The sequence below is a fragment of the Pseudomonas sp. S1_E05 genome, from assembly GCF_056337105.1.
Genome location: NZ_JBFRHM010000001.1, coordinates 4,209,087 through 4,231,889 on the forward strand (window position 1 = coordinate 4,209,087; position 22,803 = coordinate 4,231,889).

The 22,803-nt window shown below is 60.6% G+C and carries 20 protein-coding genes and 1 riboswitch; of the genes, 7 read left to right on the forward strand and 13 right to left on the reverse strand.

The window, feature by feature from the left end:
- Positions 1-50: 50 nt before the first annotated feature.
- From AB4N33_RS19370 to AB4N33_RS19385, 4 genes are all read right to left on the reverse strand, one after another.
- A complete protein-coding gene (locus tag AB4N33_RS19370) occupies positions 51-659 on the reverse strand; it encodes a YqiA/YcfP family alpha/beta fold hydrolase (RefSeq protein WP_476458032.1) in 609 nt (202 codons plus the stop codon).
- A gap of 184 nt (positions 660-843) precedes the next feature.
- On the reverse strand, positions 844-1,659 hold the full coding sequence (gene cpdA, locus AB4N33_RS19375) for a 3',5'-cyclic-AMP phosphodiesterase (RefSeq protein WP_460118642.1): 816 nt from the start codon (positions 1,657-1,659) through the stop codon (positions 844-846).
- Between the two features lie 83 nt (positions 1,660-1,742).
- Positions 1,743-2,195, reverse strand: coding sequence for a DUF1249 domain-containing protein (locus AB4N33_RS19380; RefSeq protein WP_460118644.1), 453 nt, complete (start codon positions 2,193-2,195; stop codon positions 1,743-1,745).
- Complete coding sequence (locus AB4N33_RS19385; RefSeq protein ID WP_476458033.1) at positions 2,186-2,803, reverse strand: NUDIX domain-containing protein; 618 nt, start codon at positions 2,801-2,803, stop codon at positions 2,186-2,188. The genes AB4N33_RS19380 and AB4N33_RS19385 overlap by 10 nt, the downstream gene beginning before the upstream one ends.
- A gap of 222 nt (positions 2,804-3,025) precedes the next feature.
- Here AB4N33_RS19385 and AB4N33_RS19390 point away from each other — a divergent pair, with 222 nt between their 5' ends.
- Positions 3,026-3,772 (forward strand): RsiV family protein, encoded by a 747-nt coding sequence (locus AB4N33_RS19390; protein ID WP_460118648.1) that lies wholly within the window; start codon positions 3,026-3,028, stop codon positions 3,770-3,772.
- On the opposite strand, the gene cytX is transcribed toward AB4N33_RS19390, so the two are convergent.
- Both cytX and thiC read right to left on the reverse strand, forming a co-directional pair.
- On the reverse strand, positions 3,741-5,033 hold the full coding sequence (gene cytX / locus AB4N33_RS19395; protein ID WP_476458034.1) for a putative hydroxymethylpyrimidine transporter CytX: 1,293 nt from the start codon (positions 5,031-5,033) through the stop codon (positions 3,741-3,743). The genes AB4N33_RS19390 and cytX overlap by 32 nt on opposite strands.
- A 103-nt stretch (positions 5,034-5,136) precedes the next feature.
- Complete coding sequence (thiC, locus tag AB4N33_RS19400) at positions 5,137-7,026, reverse strand: phosphomethylpyrimidine synthase ThiC (RefSeq protein ID WP_460118652.1); 1,890 nt, start codon at positions 7,024-7,026, stop codon at positions 5,137-5,139.
- A 161-nt stretch (positions 7,027-7,187) separates the two neighbouring features.
- Positions 7,188-7,293, reverse strand: a riboswitch (TPP riboswitch).
- A 197-nt stretch (positions 7,294-7,490) separates the two neighbouring features.
- Here thiC and AB4N33_RS19405 point away from each other — a divergent pair.
- Positions 7,491-8,924 carry a TolC family outer membrane protein gene (locus AB4N33_RS19405; RefSeq protein ID WP_460118654.1) on the forward strand — a complete coding sequence of 478 codons (1,434 nt, stop codon included), beginning with the start codon at positions 7,491-7,493 and terminating at the stop codon, positions 8,922-8,924.
- A 58-nt stretch (positions 8,925-8,982) separates the two neighbouring features.
- Here AB4N33_RS19405 and waaA read toward each other — a convergent pair whose 3' ends face one another.
- Together waaA and AB4N33_RS19415 are read right to left on the reverse strand one after the other, a co-directional pair.
- Positions 8,983-10,260 carry a lipid IV(A) 3-deoxy-D-manno-octulosonic acid transferase gene (waaA, locus tag AB4N33_RS19410; protein WP_476458035.1) on the reverse strand — a complete coding sequence of 426 codons (1,278 nt, stop codon included), beginning with the start codon at positions 10,258-10,260 and terminating at the stop codon, positions 8,983-8,985.
- An 11-nt stretch (positions 10,261-10,271) separates the two neighbouring features.
- Positions 10,272-11,168, reverse strand: coding sequence for a LysR family transcriptional regulator (locus AB4N33_RS19415; RefSeq protein WP_476458036.1), 897 nt, complete (start codon positions 11,166-11,168; stop codon positions 10,272-10,274).
- Positions 11,169-11,270: 102 nt separating this feature from the next.
- Here AB4N33_RS19415 and AB4N33_RS19420 point away from each other — a divergent pair, with 102 nt between their 5' ends.
- The 4 genes from AB4N33_RS19420 to AB4N33_RS19435 all read left to right on the forward strand — a co-directional run bounded on the left by AB4N33_RS19420 (position 11,271) and on the right by AB4N33_RS19435 (position 14,700).
- On the forward strand, positions 11,271-11,603 hold the full coding sequence (locus AB4N33_RS19420) for a DMT family transporter (protein ID WP_460118660.1): 333 nt from the start codon (positions 11,271-11,273) through the stop codon (positions 11,601-11,603).
- A 115-nt stretch (positions 11,604-11,718) separates the two neighbouring features.
- The gene (locus tag AB4N33_RS19425; protein ID WP_476458037.1) at positions 11,719-12,894 is read left to right on the forward strand and encodes an NAD(P)/FAD-dependent oxidoreductase; all 1,176 of its coding nucleotides are present in this window, start codon (positions 11,719-11,721) and stop codon (positions 12,892-12,894) included.
- Positions 12,891-13,703 (forward strand): aldo/keto reductase, encoded by an 813-nt coding sequence (locus tag AB4N33_RS19430; RefSeq protein WP_476458038.1) that lies wholly within the window; start codon positions 12,891-12,893, stop codon positions 13,701-13,703. The genes AB4N33_RS19425 and AB4N33_RS19430 overlap by 4 nt, the downstream gene beginning before the upstream one ends.
- 31 nt (positions 13,704-13,734) lie before the next feature.
- Positions 13,735-14,700 carry a metal ABC transporter ATPase gene (locus AB4N33_RS19435; protein ID WP_460140404.1) on the forward strand — a complete coding sequence of 322 codons (966 nt, stop codon included), beginning with the start codon at positions 13,735-13,737 and terminating at the stop codon, positions 14,698-14,700.
- Between the two features lie 21 nt (positions 14,701-14,721).
- On the opposite strand, the gene AB4N33_RS19440 is transcribed toward AB4N33_RS19435, so the two are convergent.
- From AB4N33_RS19440 to msbA, 5 genes are all read right to left on the reverse strand, one after another.
- Entirely contained in the window at positions 14,722-15,525 is an 804-nt protein-coding gene (locus AB4N33_RS19440; protein ID WP_460140405.1) for a hypothetical protein, read from the reverse strand.
- A 55-nt stretch (positions 15,526-15,580) separates the two neighbouring features.
- On the reverse strand, positions 15,581-16,285 hold the full coding sequence (locus AB4N33_RS19445) for a hypothetical protein (protein WP_476458039.1): 705 nt from the start codon (positions 16,283-16,285) through the stop codon (positions 15,581-15,583).
- On the reverse strand, positions 16,285-17,262 hold the full coding sequence (locus AB4N33_RS19450) for a glycosyltransferase (RefSeq protein ID WP_460118672.1): 978 nt from the start codon (positions 17,260-17,262) through the stop codon (positions 16,285-16,287). The genes AB4N33_RS19445 and AB4N33_RS19450 overlap by 1 nt, the downstream gene beginning before the upstream one ends.
- A 128-nt stretch (positions 17,263-17,390) precedes the next feature.
- Positions 17,391-18,812 carry a bifunctional D-glycero-beta-D-manno-heptose-7-phosphate kinase/D-glycero-beta-D-manno-heptose 1-phosphate adenylyltransferase HldE gene (gene hldE, locus AB4N33_RS19455; protein ID WP_460118674.1) on the reverse strand — a complete coding sequence of 474 codons (1,422 nt, stop codon included), beginning with the start codon at positions 18,810-18,812 and terminating at the stop codon, positions 17,391-17,393.
- A gap of 175 nt (positions 18,813-18,987) precedes the next feature.
- Positions 18,988-20,790, reverse strand: coding sequence for a lipid A export permease/ATP-binding protein MsbA (gene msbA / locus AB4N33_RS19460; protein WP_460118676.1), 1,803 nt, complete (start codon positions 20,788-20,790; stop codon positions 18,988-18,990).
- A gap of 154 nt (positions 20,791-20,944) precedes the next feature.
- Here msbA and AB4N33_RS19465 point away from each other — a divergent pair, with 154 nt between their 5' ends.
- Positions 20,945-22,801, forward strand: coding sequence for an O-antigen ligase family protein (locus tag AB4N33_RS19465; RefSeq protein ID WP_476458040.1), 1,857 nt, complete (start codon positions 20,945-20,947; stop codon positions 22,799-22,801).
- The last annotated feature ends 2 nt before the right edge of the window (positions 22,802-22,803 follow it).

Here is a 22,803-nt window from a genome sequence, read left to right on the forward strand (position 1 = left end):
TCTCTTCGTCCGCCTGTATAAAAAATGTTCGATAAAAAAGGAGCGAAGGCTCACAAAGCTGTGAAATCCATCGCCTGATACACATCTGCGCCGATACCGGCAAAACTCAGCATTGCCGGCAATCGCTCGGCAAAACCCTGGAAACCATGATCGCCACCAGCCTGGATGCGCAACGCACAGGCCCGGTAATACTGCTGGGCGAGTCGATAGTCCAGTGTTTCATCACCGGTTTGCAACCACACCTGATATCGCTGCGGGTCTCGGGGCGCCGGCACTTCCAGTTCGGCCAGCGCCGTCACGTGGTCGTGGGTCAACTCCCAGGCCTCATCGGTGTACAGGTTTTTCTGCGTTCCCAGGAATCCGTCGAACATCCGGTGCGGACTGACGGCAGGGTTGATCAACAGGGCCTTGAGGCCATGGCGCTCGGCCAAGTGAGTGGCATAGTAGCCGCCGAGCGAGCTGCCGACCAGCAATGGCCGTCCCAGCTCCCCGATGGCCTGCTCCAGTTGCGCGATGGCTTGGCGCGGGTGGTGATGCAAGGCCGGAACCCGCAGGTGATCGCTCAAGCCCAGCCGTTCCATTACCTGCATCAACTGCGTGGCCTTTTTCGAGGCGGGTGCGCTGTTGAAACCATGGATATAGAGGATCGAACCGGACATTGGAGCTCCCTGGGTGTCGGGTGAGGAAGGCGGAGTTTACAGGGAAAGCAGGGGCGCCTGTACCGGCCTCATCGCGAGCAGGCTCGCTCCTACAGGGGAGCGCGTTCCAACTGTGGGAGCGGCGGTGCGACGATTCGACTTGCCCGCGATGGGCGCGCCTCGGTCTCAGATCAAGCCAACAACCTCAATAGCCATTGGACCCATAATCCACAGTGAACTCGAACCCGGTCACCCGCTCTACCCCGGTCTCGATCTGCCCATCGGGCAGCAACCGCAGCCAGCGATAACCTGGCGCCTGCTCGCCGACCTTGAAATCGGCGCTGCCCGGCTCGAACTGAATGCAGGTCGAAGGCGAGGCGATCAGTCGCAAGTTGTCACGCACTTGATCGATTTCCTGATGCACATGCCCCCACAACACGGCACGCGCCTGGGGAAAACGGTCAAGCACGGCGAACAGTGCATCGGGGTTGCGCAGGCCGATCGGCTCCATCCAGGCGCAGCCGATCGGCACCGGGTGGTGATGAAAGCACACCAGGTGATGGCGATCCGGCGCTTCGCTCAGGGAACGCGCCAGCCGTTGCAATTGCTCTTCCTGCAAATACCCCGGCACGGACCCCGGTACGGCCGAGTCAAGCAAGGTGACCCGCCAGTTGCCGATGTCCACGACCGGATCCAGCAGTGCACTCTGCACCGCCGCCTCGGCCATGACCTGCGGCTCATCGTGGTTACCGGGAATCCAGCGGGCTGGCGCGTCCAGGGGTCGAGTCAGGTCGCGAAACTGCCGGTAGGACTCCAATGTTCCGTCCTGGGAAAGGTCGCCGCTGGCAATGATCAGGTCGATCCGAGGCTGTTGCTGCCGGACCAGTTCGATGACCTTTTGCAAGCTTTGCCGCGTGTTCATGCCCAGCAGCGTGCCATCGGCCTCGGCAAACAGATGGCTGTCAGACAGTTGCACCAGTAGCGCCGAATCGGCGGTGGTCAGTGTGGATACGCTCGGCAAGACGTTCTCCCAGGGCTCGAGTGACGCAATTATGCTGGGGGACGTGCAAAAGAGGAAACCCGTGAACCGGACGCAGTTCACAACTAACGAACGACTTCGTACTCGTGCCCCAGCGCCAGGCAATGGCTCAGCCACTCGCCCAGGAACATGTTCAACTGGGCCTTTTCGTCGGGCTGGTGCATCGCGGCATTGGGGTAAGGATAGATGCCGCGAAAGCGCCGTGCATGTTCGGCACTGACCACTTCGGCCATGCACGCATCGTGGTAGACCTGGACCTCCAGCTGCGGCACCGGCAGCCACGGCAGGCTGTGTTCCTGGCGCACTTGCAGGGTCGTGGTGTACGGGCAGACCTGCAACACCTCAAGGGCAAGCACGCCGAGCATCTGGTCGCCGTGAGTCACGGCAATGCGCCGCGCTGCGGGTTCGCTGCGCATGTCGGGCAGCAGTCGCATCAGGCGCGCGTAGTTGGCCTCGCAGGAAGCTTGCAGCCCCGCCAGGTCGACCCGGTAGCGATCGCGCAGCTTGTTTACGACCATAGCCCCCTCACTTCAACGCGGTTCAATGCCAGCCATTGCAAGGCAATGATGCTCGCCGCGTTGGCAATTCGCCCATCGCGCACGGCTTGCAAGGCATCTTCGAAGGCCCAGACCGTCACGCGAATATCTTCAGCTTCTTCCTCCAATCCATGAAGGCCGCCCACCCCGTTCGTTTCGCAGCGCCCCAGGAACAGGTGCACGAATTCGTTGCTGCCGCCGGGCGATGGGAAATACCGGGTCATCGGCCACAGCGCCCCGAATACCAGCCCAGCTTCCTCCTGCGCCTCGCGGTGAGCAACTTCTTCCGGCACTTCGTCCTTGTCGATCAGACCAGCGACCAGTTCGACCAACCACGGATTGTCGGCCTTGCCCATGGCGCCGACCCGAAACTGCTCGATCAGCACCACTTCATCGCGCTGCGGATCGTACGGCAGCACGCACACCGCATCGTGGCGCACAAACACTTCACGACTGATTTCGCGGCTCATGCCACCGGCGAACAATTCGTGGCGCAAGTGCACGCGGTCGAGCTTGTAGAAACCCTCGTAGCACTTTTCGCGCCGAACGATATCCACGGCGGTCGGAATGGCGCTGGCAAAATCGGTCATGACAATCCTCGTTTCCATCAATCCGATCCGAGGTTCGCTTCTTGCCACCTCGACTTCGCGCCATCCTAACGCGCCCGTGACGTTTGATGCAGCCCCTTTCCCGCCAGCGGGATGGACGGTGAGGGAGAAACCCACTCTAATTAGCTTAGTGGCGAACTGACGGCCCGCTCGAGAGTCGAAGCGGATACCTTTTCGCCTTTCCCTGTTTGATGAAGGACGCCCATGTCGCTTTTCAAATTCGCCTCCGTGGCGGTCATCGCCCTGACCCTGGGCGCGTGCCAGAGCTTGTTCCAGCCCAACTATCGAGTGCCGCTGGAAGTCACCCGTGACACTTCCGAGCAGTTGAAGCCAGGTTGCACGAGTGCCGATTGCCCGCTGGTGAACATCGACACGCTGCGTTTCCCCGGTGAGCCCGCCCTGGACGGCATCGTCGAAAAGCGCTTGCTGCAAATGACCCGCACCTCGCCCGACGCCCCGGTGGCGCCAACGCTGGCGGCCTATCGCGATGAGTTCCTGCGCACAGCGCCACCACGGAACAGCAGCTATTTGCAGGCCAAGGTACGTGAGCAGCATGACGGCTTGGTGATCATCGAATTTGCCAGCTATCTGGACACCGGAGGCGCCCATGGCACGCCGGGCCGCGGCTTCGTCAACTACTCACGGCCGCAGCACAAGGTGCTGACCCTGTCCGACATGCTGCTGCCGGGCCAGGAAGAGGCATTCTGGAAAGCCGCGCAGGTGGCGCACAACAGCTGGCTGATCAGCACCAAGCTCGATCAGGAAGCGGAGTTCGTGAAGAGCTGGCCGTTCCAGAAAACCCAGAACGTGGCGCTGACCTATGGCGGGGTGATCCTCAAGTACGAGACCAGCAGCATCGCGCCTTATGCGCTGGGCCATGTCGAACTGAAGATCCCCTACCCTCGCCTCAATGGCATTCTCAAGCCCGAGCTGTTTCCCGGCCGTAGCTGAAGGCCCGACCCAGGATGAGTTGCAACAGCCCTGCCAGGATCAGCGCCGGCAGGGTGGCGCCGACATCCGAATACAGGTTGGCCAGCAGATGGTAGGTGCTGATACCGCCCAGCCAGGCGAGCAATGCCGGCCAGCGCAACGCGGTTGACGCAACCTGGCCACTGCGTTTGCGCAGGATGAAGTGGTCCACCAGCACCACGCCGAACAACGGTGCGAACACCGAACCGATCAGCAACAGGAAGTTCTGGTACTGGGCCAACGGCGCCAGCAGGGCGATCAAGGTGCAGATCACACCGATGGCCAAGGCCAGGTGCTCGACTTTCATGCGCAACAGGATCCCGCTGGAAACCGCTGCCGAGTGGATATCGGCAAAAGCGTTCTCCGATTCGTCCAGCAGGATCAGCAGCAACGGGATGCCCAGTCCCGCGCCGGCCAGTGCCAGCAACAAAGCGTTCACTTCACCACTGGGCGCGAACGCCAGGGTGTAGGCCACGCCGAGACTCATCAGCCAGAAGTTACCGATGAAAAAGCCCACGGCCGTACCGCCGAACACGCTTTTCGCGCGTTTACCGAACCGCGAATAGTCGGCAATCAGCGGCAGCCACGACAGTGGCATGGCAATCGCGATGTCGAAGCCCACGGCGAATGGCATCGAGCCGTCGCCTGCCTGGGCCCACAACGCGGCCAGGTCGGCCTTGGCGAACAGGTTCCAGGTCAGCCAGGTGCAGGCGGCCAACAGCAACCAGATGCCCCACTTACGCAGGATCTGACGCACAAACGTCAATGGACCGCTGACCGCGAGCAGGGTCGCCAGGCCGCCGAAGAACACGGTCCACAGCAGTGGATTGGCCAGCAGGCTGCCTTCACTGAAGGCCCGGGCGCCCAACAGGCTGGCGGCATCGCGCATGACGATGATTTCGAACGACCCCCAACCGATCAGTTGCAGCAGGTTCAGCACCGCCGGCAGGCTGGCACCTTTGGCGCCGAGGCTGAGTTTCAGTGCGGCCATCGATGAAAGGCCAGTGTCACTGCCAATCACGCCGACCGCCGCCAGCAGGAGGACGCCGACCAGGGTGCCGAGGAATATCGCCAGCAAAGAGCCGGACAGGCCAAGACCCGGCGCAAGCAACGCACCGGTCTGCAACACCATCAGGCCGATGCCTAGGGAAAACCACAGGGAAAACAGATCACGACCACCGAACACACGCTTGTCGGCGGGTACCGCGATGTCGGGGGAGTAGGTGCTGGGTTGGATGCTCAAGGGGAATGACTCATAGAGATGATAGCCACAAGCCGCAAGCTTCAAGCTGCAAGAAAAAGCCGGCATTACGCGCGCTCTTTACTTGCAGCTTGCAGCTTGTCGCTTAAACCTTTTTGTAAAGCTGACTGCCTTCCTGCTTGAAACGCTCGGCCTGTTCCGCCAGGCCTTGGGCAACATCCGCATCGACCGTGTCGATCCGTTGGTTGGCCGCGTACTCGCGCACTTCCTGAGTGATTTTCATCGAGCAGAATTTCGGCCCGCACATGGAGCAGAAATGCGCGACTTTGGCCGAGTCCTTCGGCAGCGTCTCATCGTGATACGAACGAGCCGTGTCCGGATCCAGGCCCAGGTTGAACTGGTCTTCCCAGCGGAACTCGAATCGCGCCTTGCTCAAGGCATTGTCGCGGATCTGCGCGCCCGGATGACCCTTCGCCAGATCGGCGGCATGGGCGGCGATCTTGTAGGTGATGATGCCAGTCTTCACGTCATCCTTGTTCGGCAGGCCCAGGTGTTCCTTGGGCGTCACGTAGCAGAGCATGGCGCAACCGAACCAGCCGATCATCGCCGCACCGATGCCGGAGGTGATGTGGTCGTAGCCGGGGGCAATGTCGGTCGTCAGCGGGCCGAGGGTGTAGAACGGCGCTTCGTCGCAGCACTCGAGCTGCTTGTCCATGTTCTCCTTGATCAACTGCATGGGTACATGGCCCGGGCCTTCGATCATGCACTGCACGTCGTGTTTCCAGGCGATCTTGGTCAGCTCGCCCAGGGTTTCCAGTTCGCCGAACTGCGCTTCGTCGTTGGCATCGGCAATCGAGCCCGGCCGCAGGCCATCACCCAGCGAGAAGCTGACGTCGTAGGCCTTCATGATTTCGCAGATGTCTTCGAAATGCGTGTAGAGGAAGTTTTCCTTGTGGTGCGCCAGGCACCATTTGGCCATGATCGAACCACCGCGCGAAACGATGCCGGTCACCCGCTTGGCGGTCATCGGCACGTAGCGCAGCAGCACGCCGGCGTGGATGGTGAAGTAGTCGACACCTTGCTCGGCCTGCTCGATCAGCGTATCTCGGAACAGCTCCCAGGTCAGGTCTTCGGCCACGCCGCCGACTTTTTCCAGGGCCTGGTAGATCGGCACGGTGCCGATCGGTACGGGCGAGTTGCGAATGATCCACTCGCGGGTTTCGTGAATGTGCTTGCCGGTGGACAGGTCCATGACCGTGTCCGAACCCCAGCGAATGCCCCAGGTCAGTTTCGCCACTTCTTCTTCGATGGACGAACCCAGGGCGCTGTTGCCGATGTTGCCGTTGATCTTCACCAGGAAGTTACGGCCAATGATCATCGGTTCCAGTTCGGTGTGGTTGATGTTGGCCGGAATGATCGCGCGGCCACGGGCGATTTCATCACGCACAAATTCCGGGGTGATGACTTTCGGCACGCTGGCGCCAAAGCTGTGGCCAGCGTGCTGCTGGTCCAGCAGACCCGCGGCGCGCGCCACTTCCAGCTTCATGTTCTCGCGGATGGCAACGTATTCCATCTCGGCGGTGATGATGCCCTGGCGCGCGTAGTGCATCTGGGTGACGTTGGCCCCGGCCTTGGCCCGGCGCGGGTTGTTGACGTGGGCGAAGCGCAATTGGGTCAGCTCGGGATCGGCCAGGCGCTCCTGGCCGAAGTTCGAACTCAGGCCGCTCAGGCGCTCGGTGTCACCACGGGATTCGATCCACGGTGAGCGCACATCGGCCAGGCCTTTGCGCACGTCGATGATGACGTTGGGGTCGGTATACGGGCCGGAGGTGTCATAGACCGTGACCGGGGCGTTGACCTCACCGCCGAAGTCGGTCGGCGTCACGTCGAGGCTGATTTCACGCATCGGCACGAGGATGTCCGGACGAGAGCCCTGGACATAGATTTTTTGCGAGCGGGTAAACGGCTGAACCGATTGCTGATCGACTTGCGCCGAATCACTGAGGTTGGTTGTATTTTTTAGTTTTATCGTCATCACGGGCTCTCCAGACGGCATCCAGGCATTGGAATTTTGTCGGAGCGAACCTGTGACGAATGGACGCACGAATGCTGGAAACCAGCTGTGCTGTGCTCAGTGCTCGAGGGGTAGTTCGATGGCGAACAACATCCCGGACGAAGCACAAGAGGACTCGCCGGGTGACGAGAAATCTTGTTCCCTACGCAGGCGCTAACCTGATCAGGTTCAACGGGATCCGAAATGATTCGATCTCAGCCTCATAGCAAGGCACCCCGACAAGAACCCGGCCAGTCTAGACACAACTGGCAAGGAACGCCAACACCGCGGCAATCACCATGATGAATGGCGTAATTGCAGGATTGTTGCAGCTCGTATGCGCAACTACACTCGCTACGCCGCATAGCGCCTTGACGCTGTGCAGCCCGCGCCTTAACTTGGCGCCTGAATTATCAGCGTCATATCACTTTTTTAGGGATCGCCTCATGCTGCGCAAACTCTCACTGGCCGTTGCCGTGTCTTGTGCGTCCAATGGAATGGCCTGGGCAGCAGAAGCGCCCCTGGCGACCAACACCGACCTGGTCAGCGTCTACCAGGAAGCGGTGGACAATAATGCCGACCTGGCCGCCGCTCGCGCCCAGTATGGCGCCCAGAAGGAAGTCGTGCCCCAGGCCCGCGCCGGTCTGCTGCCGAACCTCTCAGGGGGTGGCGAGGTGGCCAATGTACGCACCGACATCAATCAACCGTCGGCCATCGCCAACCGCAGCGCCAACTCCTATCAGGCTACGCTGGCGCAGCCACTGTTCCGTGCCGACCGCTGGTTCCAGTACCAGGCCGCCAAGAACGTCAACGAACAAGCGGCGTTGCAACTGTCGGCGACCGAGCAGAACCTGATTCTGCAAACCGCCGAAGACTACTTCAACGTACTGCGCAGCCAGGACACGCTGGCCTCGACCAAGGCAGAAGAAGCCGCGTTCAAGCGTCAGCTCGATCAGTCCAACGAGCGTTTTGACGTCGGCCTGTCGGACAAGACCGACGTGCTGCAATCCCAGGCCAGCTACGACACCGCGCGAGCCAACCGGATCGTGGCCCAGCGTCAGGTGGACGACGCGTTCGAAGCTTTGATCACCTTGACCAACCGCCAGTACAACTCGATTCAGGGCATGGTCCACTCGTTGCCGATCCTGCCGCCGGCGCCAAACGACGCCAAGGCCTGGGTGGATACCGCTGCCCGGCAGAACCTCAACCTGCTGGCCAGCAACTTCGCGGTCAGTGCCGCTGAAGACACCCTCAAGCAACGCAAGGCTGGCCACCTGCCCACCGTCGATGCGGTCGCCAAGTACCAACGAGGTGACAACGATGCCTTTGGTTTCAGTAACCCGAATGCGTTCGGCCAGGCCTACGGCGGCCCTGTCGAGCAAACCACGCTGGCGTTGCAACTGAACATTCCGATCTACAGCGGCGGGCTGACCAGTTCGCAGGTCCGTCAGTCGTATGCACAACTGGACCAGAACGAACAGCAGCGTGAGAGCCTGCGTCGCCAAGTGGTGGAAAACACCCGCAACCTGCACCGCGCGGTGAACACTGACGTGGAACAGGTTCAGGCGCGCAAGCAGTCGATCATCTCCAACCAGAGCGCGGTTGAAGCGACCGAAATCGGTTATCAGGTGGGGACGCGCAACATTGTCGACGTGCTGGATGCCCAGCGTCAGCTGTACAACTCGGTGCGCGACTACAACAACACCCGCTACGACTACATCCTCGACAACCTGCGTCTGAAACAGGCCGCCGGAACGCTGAACCCGGGGGATCTGCAAGACCTGAAACGCTACCTCAAGCCCGACTACAACCCGGACAAGGACTTCCTGCCACCGGATCTGGCGAAGGCGGCAGAGGCTCAGCTCAAGGCACGGCCCTGATCATCAAACCGGGAATGCTCCCAGCTCGCGCCCACAAAAGTGAGCGATCAGGCGGGGATCAGCGCTCGATCAACCGCCCCAACCCATCGAGCAGGCGCTGCAAGGCACCCTGATTGGTGCGCATCACCTTCAAACCGGCCTCGGCCATGCGCTGCGCATCGCGGGGTAATTCGAACAGGCGTTGCACGGCCAATGCCAGGCCGTCGGCGTCTTCCACTTCCTGCAACGCCCCGGCACTGCGCAACTGTGCAGCGATTTCCAGAAAGTTGAACAGGTGCGGGCCACTGATCACCGGTTTGGCCAGAGCCGCGGGCTCCAGCAGGTTGTGGCCACCGTTGGGCACCAGGCTGCCGCCGACAAACGCGCTGTCCGCCAGGGCATATAGAAACAGCAGCTCGCCCATGGTGTCGCCCAACAACACTGAAGTGTCTGCCGTCACCGGTTCGCCGGTGGAACGACGGATCGTGGAGAAGCCCTGCTGCCGGCATAGCTCGAACACCGAATTGAAGCGCTCCGGATGGCGCGGCACGAGGATCAGCAACGCATCAGGGTGACCGGTGAGCAATCGGCGATGGGCGGCCAGTACCACCTCATCTTCGCCGTCATGGGTACTGGCGGCGATCCAGACTGGACGTTCCTGCGCCTGCCATTGCTCGCGCAGATCGGCGGCGCGCTGTAGCAACGCGGGGTCGATGGTCAGGTCGAATTTGATTGAGCCGGTTACCTGCACGGTCTCGGCGCGAGCGCCCAGCTCGCGAAAGCGCTGGGCTTCGGCTTCGGTTTGCACGGCGAACAGACTCATCTCGGCAAGCATCGGTTGCGTCAACTTCCCAAAGCGTGCGTACCCCCTTGCGGAGCGCTCGGACAGCCGCGCATTGGCCAAGGCCACGGGAATCCCGCGTTTGGCACATTGATGGATATGGTTGGGCCACAACTCGGTTTCCATGATCACGGCCAGCGTAGGCCGGACCCGATCCAGGAATCGCGCGGCAGCGCAAGGCAGGTCATACGGCAAGTAGCAATGCTGGATGCGCGGCTCATTGGCGAACAGGGCCTGGATGCGCTCGGAACCAGTCGGGGTCATGCAGGTGACGGTGATCGGCAGTGTCGGATAGCGTTGCAGCAATGCGCGAATCATCGGCGCCGCGGCAATACTTTCGCCAACGGACACCGCGTGCACCCAGATACCGCCCGGCTTCATGGCCGGCAGCCCAAGGGAGAAGCGCTCGCCAATGCGTTTGGCATAGGCCGGCGCCTTGCGCGCGCGCAGCCACAAGCGAATCGCTACCAGTGGCAGCCCCAGGTAAAACAGCACGGTGTAGAGAGTTCTATTCATGGCGGCGGAGTTTATCCACTTTTGCCGCCGATCGCCTGCAAGTGCACGGCAAATCGTTCCGCCAGCCAGCGAGCCGCAGGTCCGAGTGGCTCGTCGCGACGCCACACCAGTTCAACCACCAGCGCGGGTGGGATCCATTCGCTGTCCAACTCAACCATCTGGCCGTGATAGGTGGGGTACTGCACCACATGCCGAGGCAGCCATGCCCAGCCCAGGCCACGCACCAGCCATTCGGCCATCACATAAAAACTGTCGGCGCGCCAGACCTGAGGGCTGGCCGGCTCGCTGCCGGGGTAGACACTGGACTGGGTGGACATCAGCAGTTGACGATGCTGTGCCAGTTGCTGGCAATCGACCCGCTCCCGTTGCGCCAACGGATGTTCAACACCACACACCGTGACCATCTCCACACTGCCCAGTACCCGTCGCTCAAGTGCCTCGGGAATCTGGTCATGGAAGAACAGCAACCCCAGATCGGCGCGACGCTCCACCAGTTTGCGCGCAACCTCGCCCTGGGCGGCGCTGGTCAACTGCACTTCCAGGCAGGGGAATTGCGCCGCAAGCGCCTCGAAACTTTCAATGATCGGCTGATAAGGCATTGCTTCATCTTGCGCCAGTCGCAGCCGCGCTTCCTCCCCGCGCATCATCGCCAACGCCCGGCCATTGAGACGCTCGCACTGGCGCAGTACTTCCCGGGCCTCCTCCAGCAGGGCATTGCCAGCTTCAGTGAGCCTGGGTTGCCGACCGCTGCTGCGATCGAACAGGCTCATGCCCAGGTCTTCTTCGAGCAAGGCAATCGAACTGCTGACGGCCGACTGCGCCTTGCGCTGCTGTCGCGCCACCGCCGAGAACGATCTCTGCTCCGCTACGCTGACAAACAGACGCAGCTGGTCCAGGTCCCATTGCATGATCAACCCATCTCCAAATCAGATAGGTAATGACTTTACCGCATCTGGCCAATCTCTAGAATGCCGACTCAGAACGCAACACGTCACACAAGGAGTCCGCCCATGACCGCTTACTACTATCTGGCTATCGCCATCTGCGCTGAAGTGATCGCCACGGTTTCGATGAAAGCCGTCAAGGGCTTCAGTACCCCGCTACCCCTGATTCTGGTCATCACCGGTTACGCCATCGCTTTCTGGATGTTGACCCTGGTGGTGCGCACCGTGCCGGTAGGGGTGGCGTACGCCGTGTGGGCGGGCATGGGCATCGTGATGGTCAGCGTCGCGGCGCTGTTCATCTACGGACAGAAACTGGACGTGCCGGCCATGCTGGGCATGGCGCTGATCGTGCTGGGCGTGGTGGTGATCCAGTTGTTCTCAAAAACAGCCGGCCATTAGCCCATCCACGAGCTTCAAGCGGCAAGCTACATGAGGGATATCTGCGCCTCTTGCTTGCAGCTTGAAGCTTGAAGCTTGAAACTTGCAGCTTCCTGGAAAACCCTGAGGTCGCTGCATGCCATCCGTTATTTCCACCGACGTTCTGATTGTCGGCGCTGGTGTCGCCGGCCTCTGGCTGAATGCACGTCTGCGCCGCCAGGGGTTCTCGACCGTACTCGTGGAAAGCGCCAGTCTCGGCGGCGGGCAGAGTGTCAAATCCCAGGGGATCATCCACGGCGGAGCCAAGTACGCGCTTCACGGTGCGCTGACCGGCGCCTCGGAAGCCATCGCCGACATGCCGCGCCGCTGGCGCGAAGCGCTGGCCGGTGAAGGCGAGCTGGACCTGTCCGGCGTGCGCCTGTTGTCCGAAGCGCACTACCTCTGGTCGCCGGGCACCCTCGCCGGCAACCTCACCAGTTTCTTCGCCAGCAAAGCCGTGCGTGGCCGTGTCGATCAGGTCAAGGGTGAGCAACTGCCACCGGCCCTGCAGGACAAGCGTTTCAAGGGCAAGGTCTATCGCCTGGCCGAACTGGTGGTCGACGTACCCAGCCTGGTCCGGCGCCTGGCCGACCTCGCCGGCGACGGCCTGCTCGCCGGCCAGCATATCGAACCGCTACTCGCGGACGGCGAACTGGTCGGCCTGAAGGTCGACGGGCGCGAGGTCCGCGCCCAGCGCATCGTCCTCAGTGCCGGTGCGGGCACGGCAGCATTGCTCCAGAGCCTGGGCCTGAGCCAGCCGGCCATGCAGCGCCGACCTCTGCACATGATCATCGCCAAGGGCCCGGGCCTGAAACCGCTGTACGCCCACTGCCTGGGCGGCGGCACCAAGCCCCGCATCACCGTCACCACCCACCCGGCCGCCGATGGCCAATGGGTCTGGTACATGGGCGGTGACATCGCCGAAGCCGAGGGCGTCGCCCGCGAGCCGACGGAGCAGATCGCGACCGCGCAGAAAGAGCTCGCGCAGTTGCTGCCCTGGATCGACCTGAGCACGGTGCAATGGGCGACCCTGCGGGTGGATCGTGCCGAGCCGTTGCAATCGGGGCTGACCCGCCCGGACAACGCGTTCCTCGCAGAAGAAGGCCGGCTGCTGGTGGGCTGGCCGACCAAACTGGCGCTGGCGCCGGACTTCGCCGACCGCGTCATCAGCGCCCTGCAACGTGACGGCATCCAGCCAGGCCACCCGGGGCCATTGCCAGAACTGCCGAAACCGCCGATGGGCGTCCCGGCCTGGGAGCAATTGCTGCCATGAGCGTACCCACACTGCACAGCCTGCATCGCCCCTTGGGCAGCACCGGCCTGCTGGTTTCACCATTGGGCCTGGGCACGGTCAAACTGGGCCGTGACCAGGGCGTGAAATACCCCAATGGCTTCCAGATTCCCGACGATGAGGACGCACGCCGGCTGCTCAAGCTGACGCGTGACCTGGGTATCAACCTGATCGACACGGCGCCGGCCTACGGCCACAGCGAAGAGCGTCTCGGCCCTCTGTTGCGGGGCCAGCGTCAGGACTGGGTCATCGTCAGCAAGGTCGGCGAGGAGTTCGCCGACGGTCAGTCACGTCACGATTTCAGCGCGGCACATACCCGGCTCTCGGTGGAGCGCAGCCTGCAACGTCTGGAAACGGATTTCATCGACTTGGTGCTGGTGCACTCCGACGGCAACGATCTGGCAATTCTCAACGACAGCGAGGTCTATGCCACCCTTGCCACGCTCAAGGCCGAAGGCAAGATTCGCGGTTTTGGTTTTTCCGGCAAAACTGTCGACGGCGGTTTGAAGGCACTGGAGCAAGGTGATTGTGCAATGGTCACCTACAATTTGAACGAGCAGCACGAGAAAGCGGTCATTGACTATGCTGCTGCTCACGGCAAAGCCATCCTGGTCAAAAAAGCCCTCGCCAGCGGACACGTCTGCTTGAGCCCGGGCGTGGACCCGGTGCGCGCCAGTTTCGAGTTGCTGTTTGCACATCCGGGTGTAGCCAGTGCTATTGTCGGGACCATCAACCCGTTGCACCTCGCCCACAACGTCGCGACCGTTGCCCAGGTTCTGGGCAAAAACTGATGCCGCCTCGCGGCCTTAAGCAGGAGCCGACATGCCGCGTACGCTCATAAGAAAGAACCCGAGCAACTTCAAGACCCTGCCGCTGTTCGTGCAAGCGTCCCCCGAAGGCTTGAGTTACCAGAGCGTCGGCATGCCGCTCAATTTTTCCCAGACCCTGCATCGGCGCCGCCCGGTGACGGTGGCCGACAACGAGCGGTTCGCCCTGGAACTGGCCAACCTCGGGGTCTCGGTGCGACTGACTCTGCATTGGCAGAATCGTGATTACTGGGTGCTGGTGCGCCAGCGGCGGCAGGACCGCGGGGATGTGGTCCTCAAGCTGATTTCCGGTTACGTCCCCGCCCACGAACTGAACCTGCCGCTGCACACCGCTATCCAGGAGATTGCCGAGGAATGCCTGCTGGAAACCCCGGAAGGTTGGCTCGGTGGACGATTCAATGACACCTGGCTACCAGCGCCCTACTCGTCTGCATTGCACTACCGCGAGGCACTGCCTTTTCGCCTGACGCCACTATCCGGAGCGGCGCGACCTGTGCGTTGCGCCAACCTGCCACTGATCGAGCGGCCACAGGCCTATGTGCATCTGCCGACCGCCTCGCTGCAGTTGATCTATGACCTGCGCCTGGAAGTGCCCCGTGAGGCCAAGTCCCTGAGCCTGTTTCATGTCGACGAGCGGCTCGAAGGCGACCAATTGGTGGCACGCCTGGATCGCAAACGTCCGGACCTGTACCTGATGCCCCTCAAGGATGGCCGGCCGCTGGCCGAGCTGTACACGCTCAAGCGCGACAAGCTCATACCCGCCAGCACTCGCGGCCTGTACCTCGCCGAAAGCTTTGCCATCCAGCAAGGCTGGACCGTGAGCGAAGAGCGGATTCGCTGGAAAGAATGGGTGGTTCAACAGGGACTGCAAATACCGAAGGCACCCCGACAGGGCTTGAAGAAGCTGAGCGTCAAGGCCCTGGGGCTGGTTCGTCTGATGCGCGCAGGTCTGCGCAAGTAAACACCCACACCCCGGACCGGATCAGCTGCGCCGCTTGTCCATCCAGGTGCGCAGTCGCGCAAAGAAATGAAAGTAGCGATTCTCGCGCTTGCCCATGCCGCGCTTGGGCGAGAACGACTCTTCGGCAAATGCTCCGGTGATACGCACCCGCGAGGCTTGGGTGTCCAGGGTGCAAATCCTGGCCCCGGCCTGCTGCAAAGCGAACTTGAGCAGGCGCTCGGAGTGCAGTTTCCTGCCCGTCACCTGAGTGAACTCAAAAATTTTCTCGATCCTTTTGCCGTAAGCGGCGTAAGTGTCACGCCCACATATGGCAAAACGATCATTGACCCCGCCCCACCATTGCCAGTCCGGAATGTAGCAATTGAGCCGCCGGGCTTGCTCACGCTTGAACACATACGTGGGCAGTGCGGTGTGAAAGCAGATATCCGGTCTCACGAAGACCACGAAATCCGGTTTGAAGGACTCCATCATCGTCGTGACCGTGTGCAGCGAATTGAGCTGGAAGATCAGGTTGCGAAGCGAGGCATAATCATCCGCCCAGGTATCGCCCAGCGCTTTCACTTTTTCGAAATCCCAGCGCTCAAGCACGCCATCGGTTGAAGTCAGTTGTCCGGTCATGGACTTGAAGGGCTCGTAGTTGTCGGCCTTCAACTCTCCCTGTTCGCCCGAGCGCGAGTTCTGCACTTCGTTGATTTCATACAGATGGTAAAAACACTTCACATTGCTATTCGAAGGCAGCCGCGAAAGGACGTTTTCTTGAATGGAAGGAAAGCAGACCTGCGAATTTCTAGGGATACCAAAAAAAGCCACTGCAATATTCAACACTCGACAGCACCCCTTTAAATTTGATCTTGTTGCCCGGCAGACAACCGTCCCGCAGTCACCTTCGACCGAACAGTTTCCGCCACCACCGGCGAGGCCGCAGCGGTATCGCCGTCACACCCGACCGCTGCAACCAGTCACGCTCATAATCCCAGGCATGCCCGCCCCAACGTTTGCCCGCCTCATTGGAAAAGCCCAGAGTCACGAGTTGAAAGTCGTAACCCGCCTGGGCGCGCAACCAATCCAGCAATACCAACACATTGAAGCCAGTGGTCGGTCCGACGTAACGCTTGCCGTCCGGACGATCGACGGGGTAGTTCCACAGCGCCGGCAACGGAATCCGTTCCCAGAAAAGCGCCACCCCAGGCAGTGGGCACATTTGCCCTGTGCACCCGACCAGCAGGGTGAAACAACGCGCATCAGGGTGATCCAGGATTCGTTGCACCCCGGGCCCATAAGGAAGGCCGAAAAAATAGGCGTCCGGTGCGTTGAACCCGTGTACGAACAGATTGACGCTGCGTGGCGTAAGCAGCGTCGCCAGGACACATTTGTTGAAGCTGACGACGACATCGTCAGAGCCGATGTCCAATGCCTGGAAATCGTCCGGGCTGATGGCGGGATTGTTGGCCACTAGCACCACCCGAGCCGCTTTGCGCAGACACTCCTGGAGCGCCTGAGGCAACCCATCGGGAATGGACTGGTGCCCACCGGGCAGAGCATCCAGCGCCATGTGCTCATCGTGTGGTGGTTGGCTGTCGGCCATCACTGCAGCGGGACCTGCATACCGTAACGCACCTTGACCCACAAACGCGTGAATGCCGACGGAGGCTGCCAAGGGCGCATTTCACGCTGGATTTCGGTCGCGAGCGTACGGCCCACCCGAGCGAAGGAATACCGGCTTTCGGCAAATGCCTGTCCGTTACTGGCAATCCGCGCTGTCAGTTCCGGGTCACTTTGCAGCAACCTGAGTTTTTCCACCGCTTCCTCTTCGGAGCGGTAGAACACCGTGTTGTGCATATCCTCAAAGCCGAGCAATTGGTCTTCTTCGCCCTGACTCCATGCCAGCAGAACACACCCGCAAGCCATCGCTTCGAAGTTCTTGATCATGAATTCGTTCATGCCGATGTCGGCACTCACAAAGATCCTGATGCGATTGAGCATTTCCAGGTATTCAGCACCCGACTTGGTGCGGGTCACCAACATGCCGGTGCGCCGGGCGAGTACTTCAAGCAGTGCCTTGCGCTGGGAATACTCGGTACTTTTCAGGCTACCCAGGAAGCCAGCGGGGATATCCCGCACACTTCCCGTGTTATGCAACATCTGTTCGTCATATCCCTTTGAAACGAACACGGCATCAATATTCTCCGACTGCATCCGACGCGCCACTACCGCGCCGGACACCAGCGCACGCGAACTGGGCAGACGGCTGTACAGGCGCGAGTAAACCCTTTGATATTTACTCTCGGGCATGTAGTTCTGATAAGCATCGTGCTCAAGAAATATCAGGCCGGGAATGCACTTCAACACCCTGAGTTGTGGGACCAGGCGCTTGACCCTGGAGAAGATGACAACCCGGTCAAACGTCTGATAATTGACAGACGCGAGAAACGGCCCCAGGTTCATTTGCTGTTTTTTGCTCAGGCGATAGATCACGCACTCGTCGCAGTTCTGCTGCACGATTTCATACAGGCGATCCAGAATGACGCGCTGCTCGTCCATCACCAGAAGCATGACTTTCATCAATCTTTTACCACTGAAAAAAAGCAAGCAAAAGCATTGAGACATTCCCCGCGGACTTCATCGGTGCGGTCAGCCCCCACAATTAAACCCGCTCATGCTCAGACAGGAACGGGAACTTTTAATCTTGTTCAACGGCTGCGGATCTTCTCGACAATCGCCGTTGTCGAGCTGTTTTCCACCAACCCCAGTACCTTTACCGCTCCCCCATAGGCCGTCACGATGTCCGCGCCGACCACCTGGTCGATGCCGTAATCGCCGCCCTTGACCAGCACGTCCGGCTTGACCTCGCGCAGCAGATTTTCCGGAGTACCCTCAGAAAAGCTGATCACCCAGTCTACCGCACCGAGCCCCGCCAGCACCGCCATGCGCCGGTCGACGCTATTGATCGGCCGCCCCGGACCTTTCAGGCGACTGACCGACGCATCGTCGTTTACGGCAACGATCAGGCGATCACCCTGTGCCCGTGCCTGCTCAAGGTAGGTCACGTGCCCCGCATGCAGGATATCGAAGCAACCGTTGGTAAAGACGATCTTCTCCTTGTGAGCGCGAGCGTCGTCAACCGCCAGTCGCAGTTGCTCGAGGCCGAGCACACCGCGCTCGGAACCTTCCTCACGCTGAATGGCCCGACGCAGTTCCGGAGCACTGATGGCCGCCGTACCGAGCTTGCCGACGACGATGCCTGCCGCCAGGTTGGCCAACGCCACCGCGTGGGGCAGTTCTTCACCGGCCGCAATCGCCGCCGCCAAAGTGGAGATCACCGTATCGCCGGCACCTGTCACGTCGAACACTTCCCGCGCGCGCGCCGGCAGGTGCAGCGCCGGATGATCCGGGCGCAACAGGGTCATGCCATGTTCGCCCCGGGTCACGAGCAGAGCACCCAGCTCGAGGTCATGCATCAACTGAGCGCCTTTATTCACCAAGTCGTGCTCATCGACGCAACGGCCGACGATCGCTTCGAATTCGCTGAGGTTGGGGGTAATCAGGCTGGCGCCACGGTAGATCGAGAAATCCTTGCCCTTCGGGTCGGCCAGCACCGGGATGCCACGGGCACGAGCGGCCTGGATGAGCACCTGGTGATTTTTAAGCGCGCCTTTGCCGTAGTCGGACAGCACCAGCACTTTGATGCCTTCCAGCAATTCGCCGACCTGGTCGCCCAGCGCCAGGGCGTCGGTCGCGAACGGTTCTTCGAAGTCGATGCGCAGCAATTGCTGGTGACGGCTCATGACCCGCAGTTTGACAATGGTCGGCTGATGCGCAATACGCTGGAACATCGCTCGCACGCCAGCACCCTTGAGGCTATTGGCCAGGCTGTCGGCGGCTTCGTCGTCGCCAGTCACACCGACCAGCGAGGCGGGTGCGCCCAGCGCGGCAATGTTCAAGGCAACGTTCGCAGCGCCGCCCGGGCGATCCTCGATTTGCTCGACCTTGACCACCGGAACCGGTGCCTCAGGGGAGATCCGTGAGGTCCCGCCATGCCAGTAGCGGTCGAGCATGACATCGCCGACCACCAATACTGGGGCTAGATCGAATCGCGGCATGGACAACTTCATGGAGCATTCCACATACAAAATGAACAAGGGCGGGATATTAGCACAGGGTTGGTGCGGGGCCGGCGCATGGCACGCCTCCGAGGAGCAAAAATGAAAGATCGCAGCCTGTTCAGGGTTGATGACCCCAGGCTGCGATCTTTGTGGTCACTGACCTACATGATTGACCGCGCAAGGCTCACGCGATGTTTTCTACCGGGGCATCGAGCCCCATGGCATTCAAGCGGGCGTAGTAACCATTCTGAGCCAGCAGCTCGGTGTGCGTACCCCGCTCGACGATCTGCCCCTGGTCCATGACCAGGATCAGATCGGCTTTCTCGATAGTCGACAAACGGTGAGCGATAACCAGCGTCGTTCGTCCCTTCATGACCTGATCCAGAGCAGCCTGGATGTGTCGCTCCGATTCGGTGTCCAGGGCCGAAGTGGCCTCGTCGAGAATCAGCAGCGGTGCATTCTTCAGCAATGCCCGGGCGATCGCCAGACGCTGGCGCTGGCCGCCAGACAGCAATACGCCGTTCTCACCGACCTGGGTGTCCAGGCCTTGGGGCAATTGTGCGATGAAGTCCATGGCATAGGCATCTTTCGCAGCCTTTTCGATGTCTTCACGGGGGGCGCCAGCCAGATCGCCATAGGCGATATTGTTGGCCACCGTGTCGCTGAACAGGGTGACATGCTGGGTCACCTGGGCAATGTGTCTGCGCAGGTTGAGCAACTTGTACTGCTCGACCTCGACACCATCGATCAGTATCTCGCCCTTGTCATGGTGATAGAAGCGCGGGATCAGGTTGGCCAGGGTCGACTTGCCACTGCCCGAGCGCCCCACCAGCGCGACCATTTGCCCTGGCTCGACGGAAAAACTGATGTCGTCGAGTACCTGGCGCTCGGTGCCCGGGTACGTGAAGCTCAGATGACGAACATCCAGACGACCGGTAACGGCATCACGTTCAATGGTCCCGGTATCGATTTCCGGTTCAACGTCCAGTTGCTCGAAGATACTTTCGGCACCGGCGACGCCTTTCTGAATGGTCGAACTGACTTCCGACAACTGGCGGATCGGTTTGGGTAGCAGGCCGGCCAGGGTGATATAGGCCACCATGTCACCGGCGGAAGCATCGCCCCGCAGGTACAGGACCAGGAACATCAGCACCGCCATCGCGCTATAAATCACCAACTGCAGCAGCGGCGTATAAATGGCGCCCGTGCGGGTCATGCGCAGTTGCTTGTCGGTATTGCCCTGGCTCGCATTGAGGAAGCGTTTCTCTTCGTAGACTTCCCCGCCGAAACTGCGCACGACGCGATAACCCTGGATGGTTTCCGACGCCACGTGCGTGACATCGCCCATGGCGGCCTGGATCTTCTTGCTCTGCTTGCGGAATTTCTTGCTCGCGTTGCCCACCATGAACGCAATCAGTGGCAGGATCGCGACCATCACCAGGGTCAACTTCCAGTTCATGTACAGCAACGAGGCAAACAGGAAGATAACCGTCATACCCTCACGGATTACGACCTTGATCGCATCTGTTGCCGCCCCTGTAACCATTGTTACGTTAAAGGTGATGCGGGAAATCAGGTGACCCGAGTTATGCTTGTCGAAATATCGGTTCGGCAGCACCAACAGGTTATTGAACAACTGCACACGCAGGTCGTGCACCAACCCAAGCGAAACCTTGGCCAGGAAGTAGTTGCCCAGATAAGATCCCAACCCCTGCCAGGCGGCGATCAGGATGATCAGCAACGGCACGGCTTGCAGCAGTTGAAGGTCGCGCAGGTAAGGCACGCTGGGAAACAGCACCGCCTCGGGATTGGACAGGCCATCGACGAAATACTTGAGGATGTACCCGAGCATTGGCTGCGTCGAGGCGAAAATCAGAAAACCGACGATGCTGATCAGGAACAGGCTGATGTAGGGCCGGACGTAACCCAGCAGGCGGAAATAGATTTTCAAGCTCGAAGGGCTTGCGGAGAGACTGGAGTCGGTCATATCACGCGAATGTCGATAAAAAGGACGCTGACTTTAGCACAGCTTCCTCAGGATTCTGGCAATCGCATAAAGGCTGTTATTGTTAGACGACGCAAACAGTATCATAAGGCCACCATCGGATTGGCCGATCAACTTCAGGATTGAATTTTCCAACATGCAACTCAGTGGTTTGAGCAGTACCCCCAATCGAGTCTTCGACTTCATCTGCCTCTGGATTCTTCCTGCGGGCTATTTTCTGCTTTTGTGCTCGATGTTTTTCTTGCCGGATCGCAGCCTGCTTCACAAGCTCTACTACGGGTTGTTCAGCATCCCGACATTGATTGCGTTGTGCATGCGTCCGCGCGAGCTCAGGGAACTGCTGCGCGATCCGATCTTTATCGCGGTGTTGCTGTTTGCCGCCTGGGCGTTGATCAGCCTTGCCTGGAGCCCTGGCGATGACGGGTTCTCCGGCAAACTCAAGCCGCCCCTGCATTTGCTGATGTTGTTTGCAGGCTGCTACCTGTTGATTCGCCATCGCAGCGAAGTCATCCAACCGCTGCTGTTCAGTGCCGCGATCGTCGGGCTGATCGCGACAATCTGCTACCTCTACGTGTTTGTCGGGATTTACGCACCGGGTTTGCGCATGATTGGCGGAGGTGCGTTCGATAACCCGCTGTTGAGCTCGCACCTGTTCGCCTTCTTCTGCGCCTACTGGCTCAGCTTGAGCATGACGTGTAAACGCCCACAGATACTTTGGCTGAGTATCCCCGCCATGGCAGTCATGTTCGCGGCGGTCATTGCGACCGGCTCGCGCACTCCACTGGTCGGCCTGACGCTGGCGGCATTGTGGCTGAGCTTCATCTGCTGGAACCGTCGCTCACTCCTGCTGCTGGGTCTCATGGGTGTCGGCGGTGCGGCAGTGCTGGTGCTTTTCTCGAGCATGATCCTTGATCGAGGCAATTCCTACCGTTTCGAAATCTGGCAGTTCGTCCTGCACAAAATCGCCGAACGGCCATGGCTTGGCCATGGCTACGATGCCAGCCTGGATGTCGATGTCGGCGTGGGATATACGCTGGCAGAGCCGCACAACTTCGCCCTCGGCGTGCTGTACTACGTCGGTATCATCGGACTCATCCCCTGGTTGTTCATTCAAGCCTGGGCATTGCTGAGCAGTTGGCGCCAACGCTTGCAACCACTGCTCATCATCGCGTCGACCTGGTTGGTGTTCGGTATCGGCGGCGGCCTCACCGAAGGCGGCGGAATTCTTTCCCGACCCAAGGAGCATTGGTTTCTGCTATGGATACCCTTGGCACTGATTGCCGCCTTGAGCATCAACCAGCGTGCCGGTCGCTTGCTGACGATGTCCGTGAAGCGCCTGACCCAGCCAGCCCTGGAAGCGATGAGCGCCGACGCCCGGATTATCGAAGAAGATGGCTTGGGACCAAAAGTGCTGCGCCTTGTCGATGGCAGTTTCCTGAAGTTGTTCCGGCCGCGTCGCTGGTACACCTCGGGCAGCTTCAATGCCTATTCCGAACGCTTTGCTGTCAACAGCGAGCGGCTGCGCAACATGGGTTTCCCGACGCCACGGATTCTGGAGCTTTATCGCCTGGAGGATGGCAGCAGTGCCGTGCATTACACGCCCCTGCCGGGTCACACCCTGCGCCAGGTACTCCAAGGAATCACAGCACCGGAAGTGCGTCAGGCGCTGGTGGAGCGCTTTGGCAAGTTCATGGCGCAACTCCACGAGCAAGGGGTGTACTTCCGCTCACTGCACCTGGGTAACGTGCTGGTTCTGGAGGATGGAGAATTCGGCCTGATCGACGTCGCCGACCTGCGCATCTTCCCGTCATCACTGAGCCTGTCGCTGCGCCAGCGCAACCTGCGCCATATGCAGCGCTACACCGTCGATCGACGCTGGCTGTTCGAAGAGCATTTGCAGGCGCTGCTGCAAGGGTATGCCGTGACAGCCTCGCCGTCGGCGGTGGACACCCTGCATAAACAGGTGCTTGCGACTGCCTCATCCGCCCGATGAGA

Coding starts and splice junctions, on each gene's coding strand:
- waaA (WP_476458035.1), bottom strand. CDS start 10,260: ATGAATAGAACTCTCTACACCGTGCTGTTTTACCTGGGGCTGCCACTG.
- AB4N33_RS19450 (WP_460118672.1), bottom strand. CDS start 17,262: ATGAAAGTCATGCTTCTGGTGATGGACGAGCAGCGCGTCATTCTGGAT.
- AB4N33_RS19465 (WP_476458040.1), top strand. CDS start 20,945: ATGCAACTCAGTGGTTTGAGCAGTACCCCCAATCGAGTCTTCGACTTC.
- AB4N33_RS19385 (WP_476458033.1), bottom strand. CDS start 2,803: ATGACCGATTTTGCCAGCGCCATTCCGACCGCCGTGGATATCGTTCGG.
- AB4N33_RS19435 (WP_460140404.1), top strand. CDS start 13,735: ATGCCGCGTACGCTCATAAGAAAGAACCCGAGCAACTTCAAGACCCTG.
- AB4N33_RS19390 (WP_460118648.1), top strand. CDS start 3,026: ATGTCGCTTTTCAAATTCGCCTCCGTGGCGGTCATCGCCCTGACCCTG.
- msbA (WP_460118676.1), bottom strand. CDS start 20,790: ATGACCGACTCCAGTCTCTCCGCAAGCCCTTCGAGCTTGAAAATCTAT.
- AB4N33_RS19420 (WP_460118660.1), top strand. CDS start 11,271: ATGACCGCTTACTACTATCTGGCTATCGCCATCTGCGCTGAAGTGATC.
- AB4N33_RS19430 (WP_476458038.1), top strand. CDS start 12,891: ATGAGCGTACCCACACTGCACAGCCTGCATCGCCCCTTGGGCAGCACC.
- AB4N33_RS19415 (WP_476458036.1), bottom strand. CDS start 11,168: ATGCAATGGGACCTGGACCAGCTGCGTCTGTTTGTCAGCGTAGCGGAG.
- AB4N33_RS19380 (WP_460118644.1), bottom strand. CDS start 2,195: ATGGTCGTAAACAAGCTGCGCGATCGCTACCGGGTCGACCTGGCGGGG.
- AB4N33_RS19370 (WP_476458032.1), bottom strand. CDS start 659: ATGTCCGGTTCGATCCTCTATATCCATGGTTTCAACAGCGCACCCGCC.
- AB4N33_RS19445 (WP_476458039.1), bottom strand. CDS start 16,285: ATGGCCGACAGCCAACCACCACACGATGAGCACATGGCGCTGGATGCT.
- hldE (WP_460118674.1), bottom strand. CDS start 18,812: ATGAAGTTGTCCATGCCGCGATTCGATCTAGCCCCAGTATTGGTGGTC.
- AB4N33_RS19425 (WP_476458037.1), top strand. CDS start 11,719: ATGCCATCCGTTATTTCCACCGACGTTCTGATTGTCGGCGCTGGTGTC.
- thiC (WP_460118652.1), bottom strand. CDS start 7,026: ATGACGATAAAACTAAAAAATACAACCAACCTCAGTGATTCGGCGCAA.
- AB4N33_RS19405 (WP_460118654.1), top strand. CDS start 7,491: ATGCTGCGCAAACTCTCACTGGCCGTTGCCGTGTCTTGTGCGTCCAAT.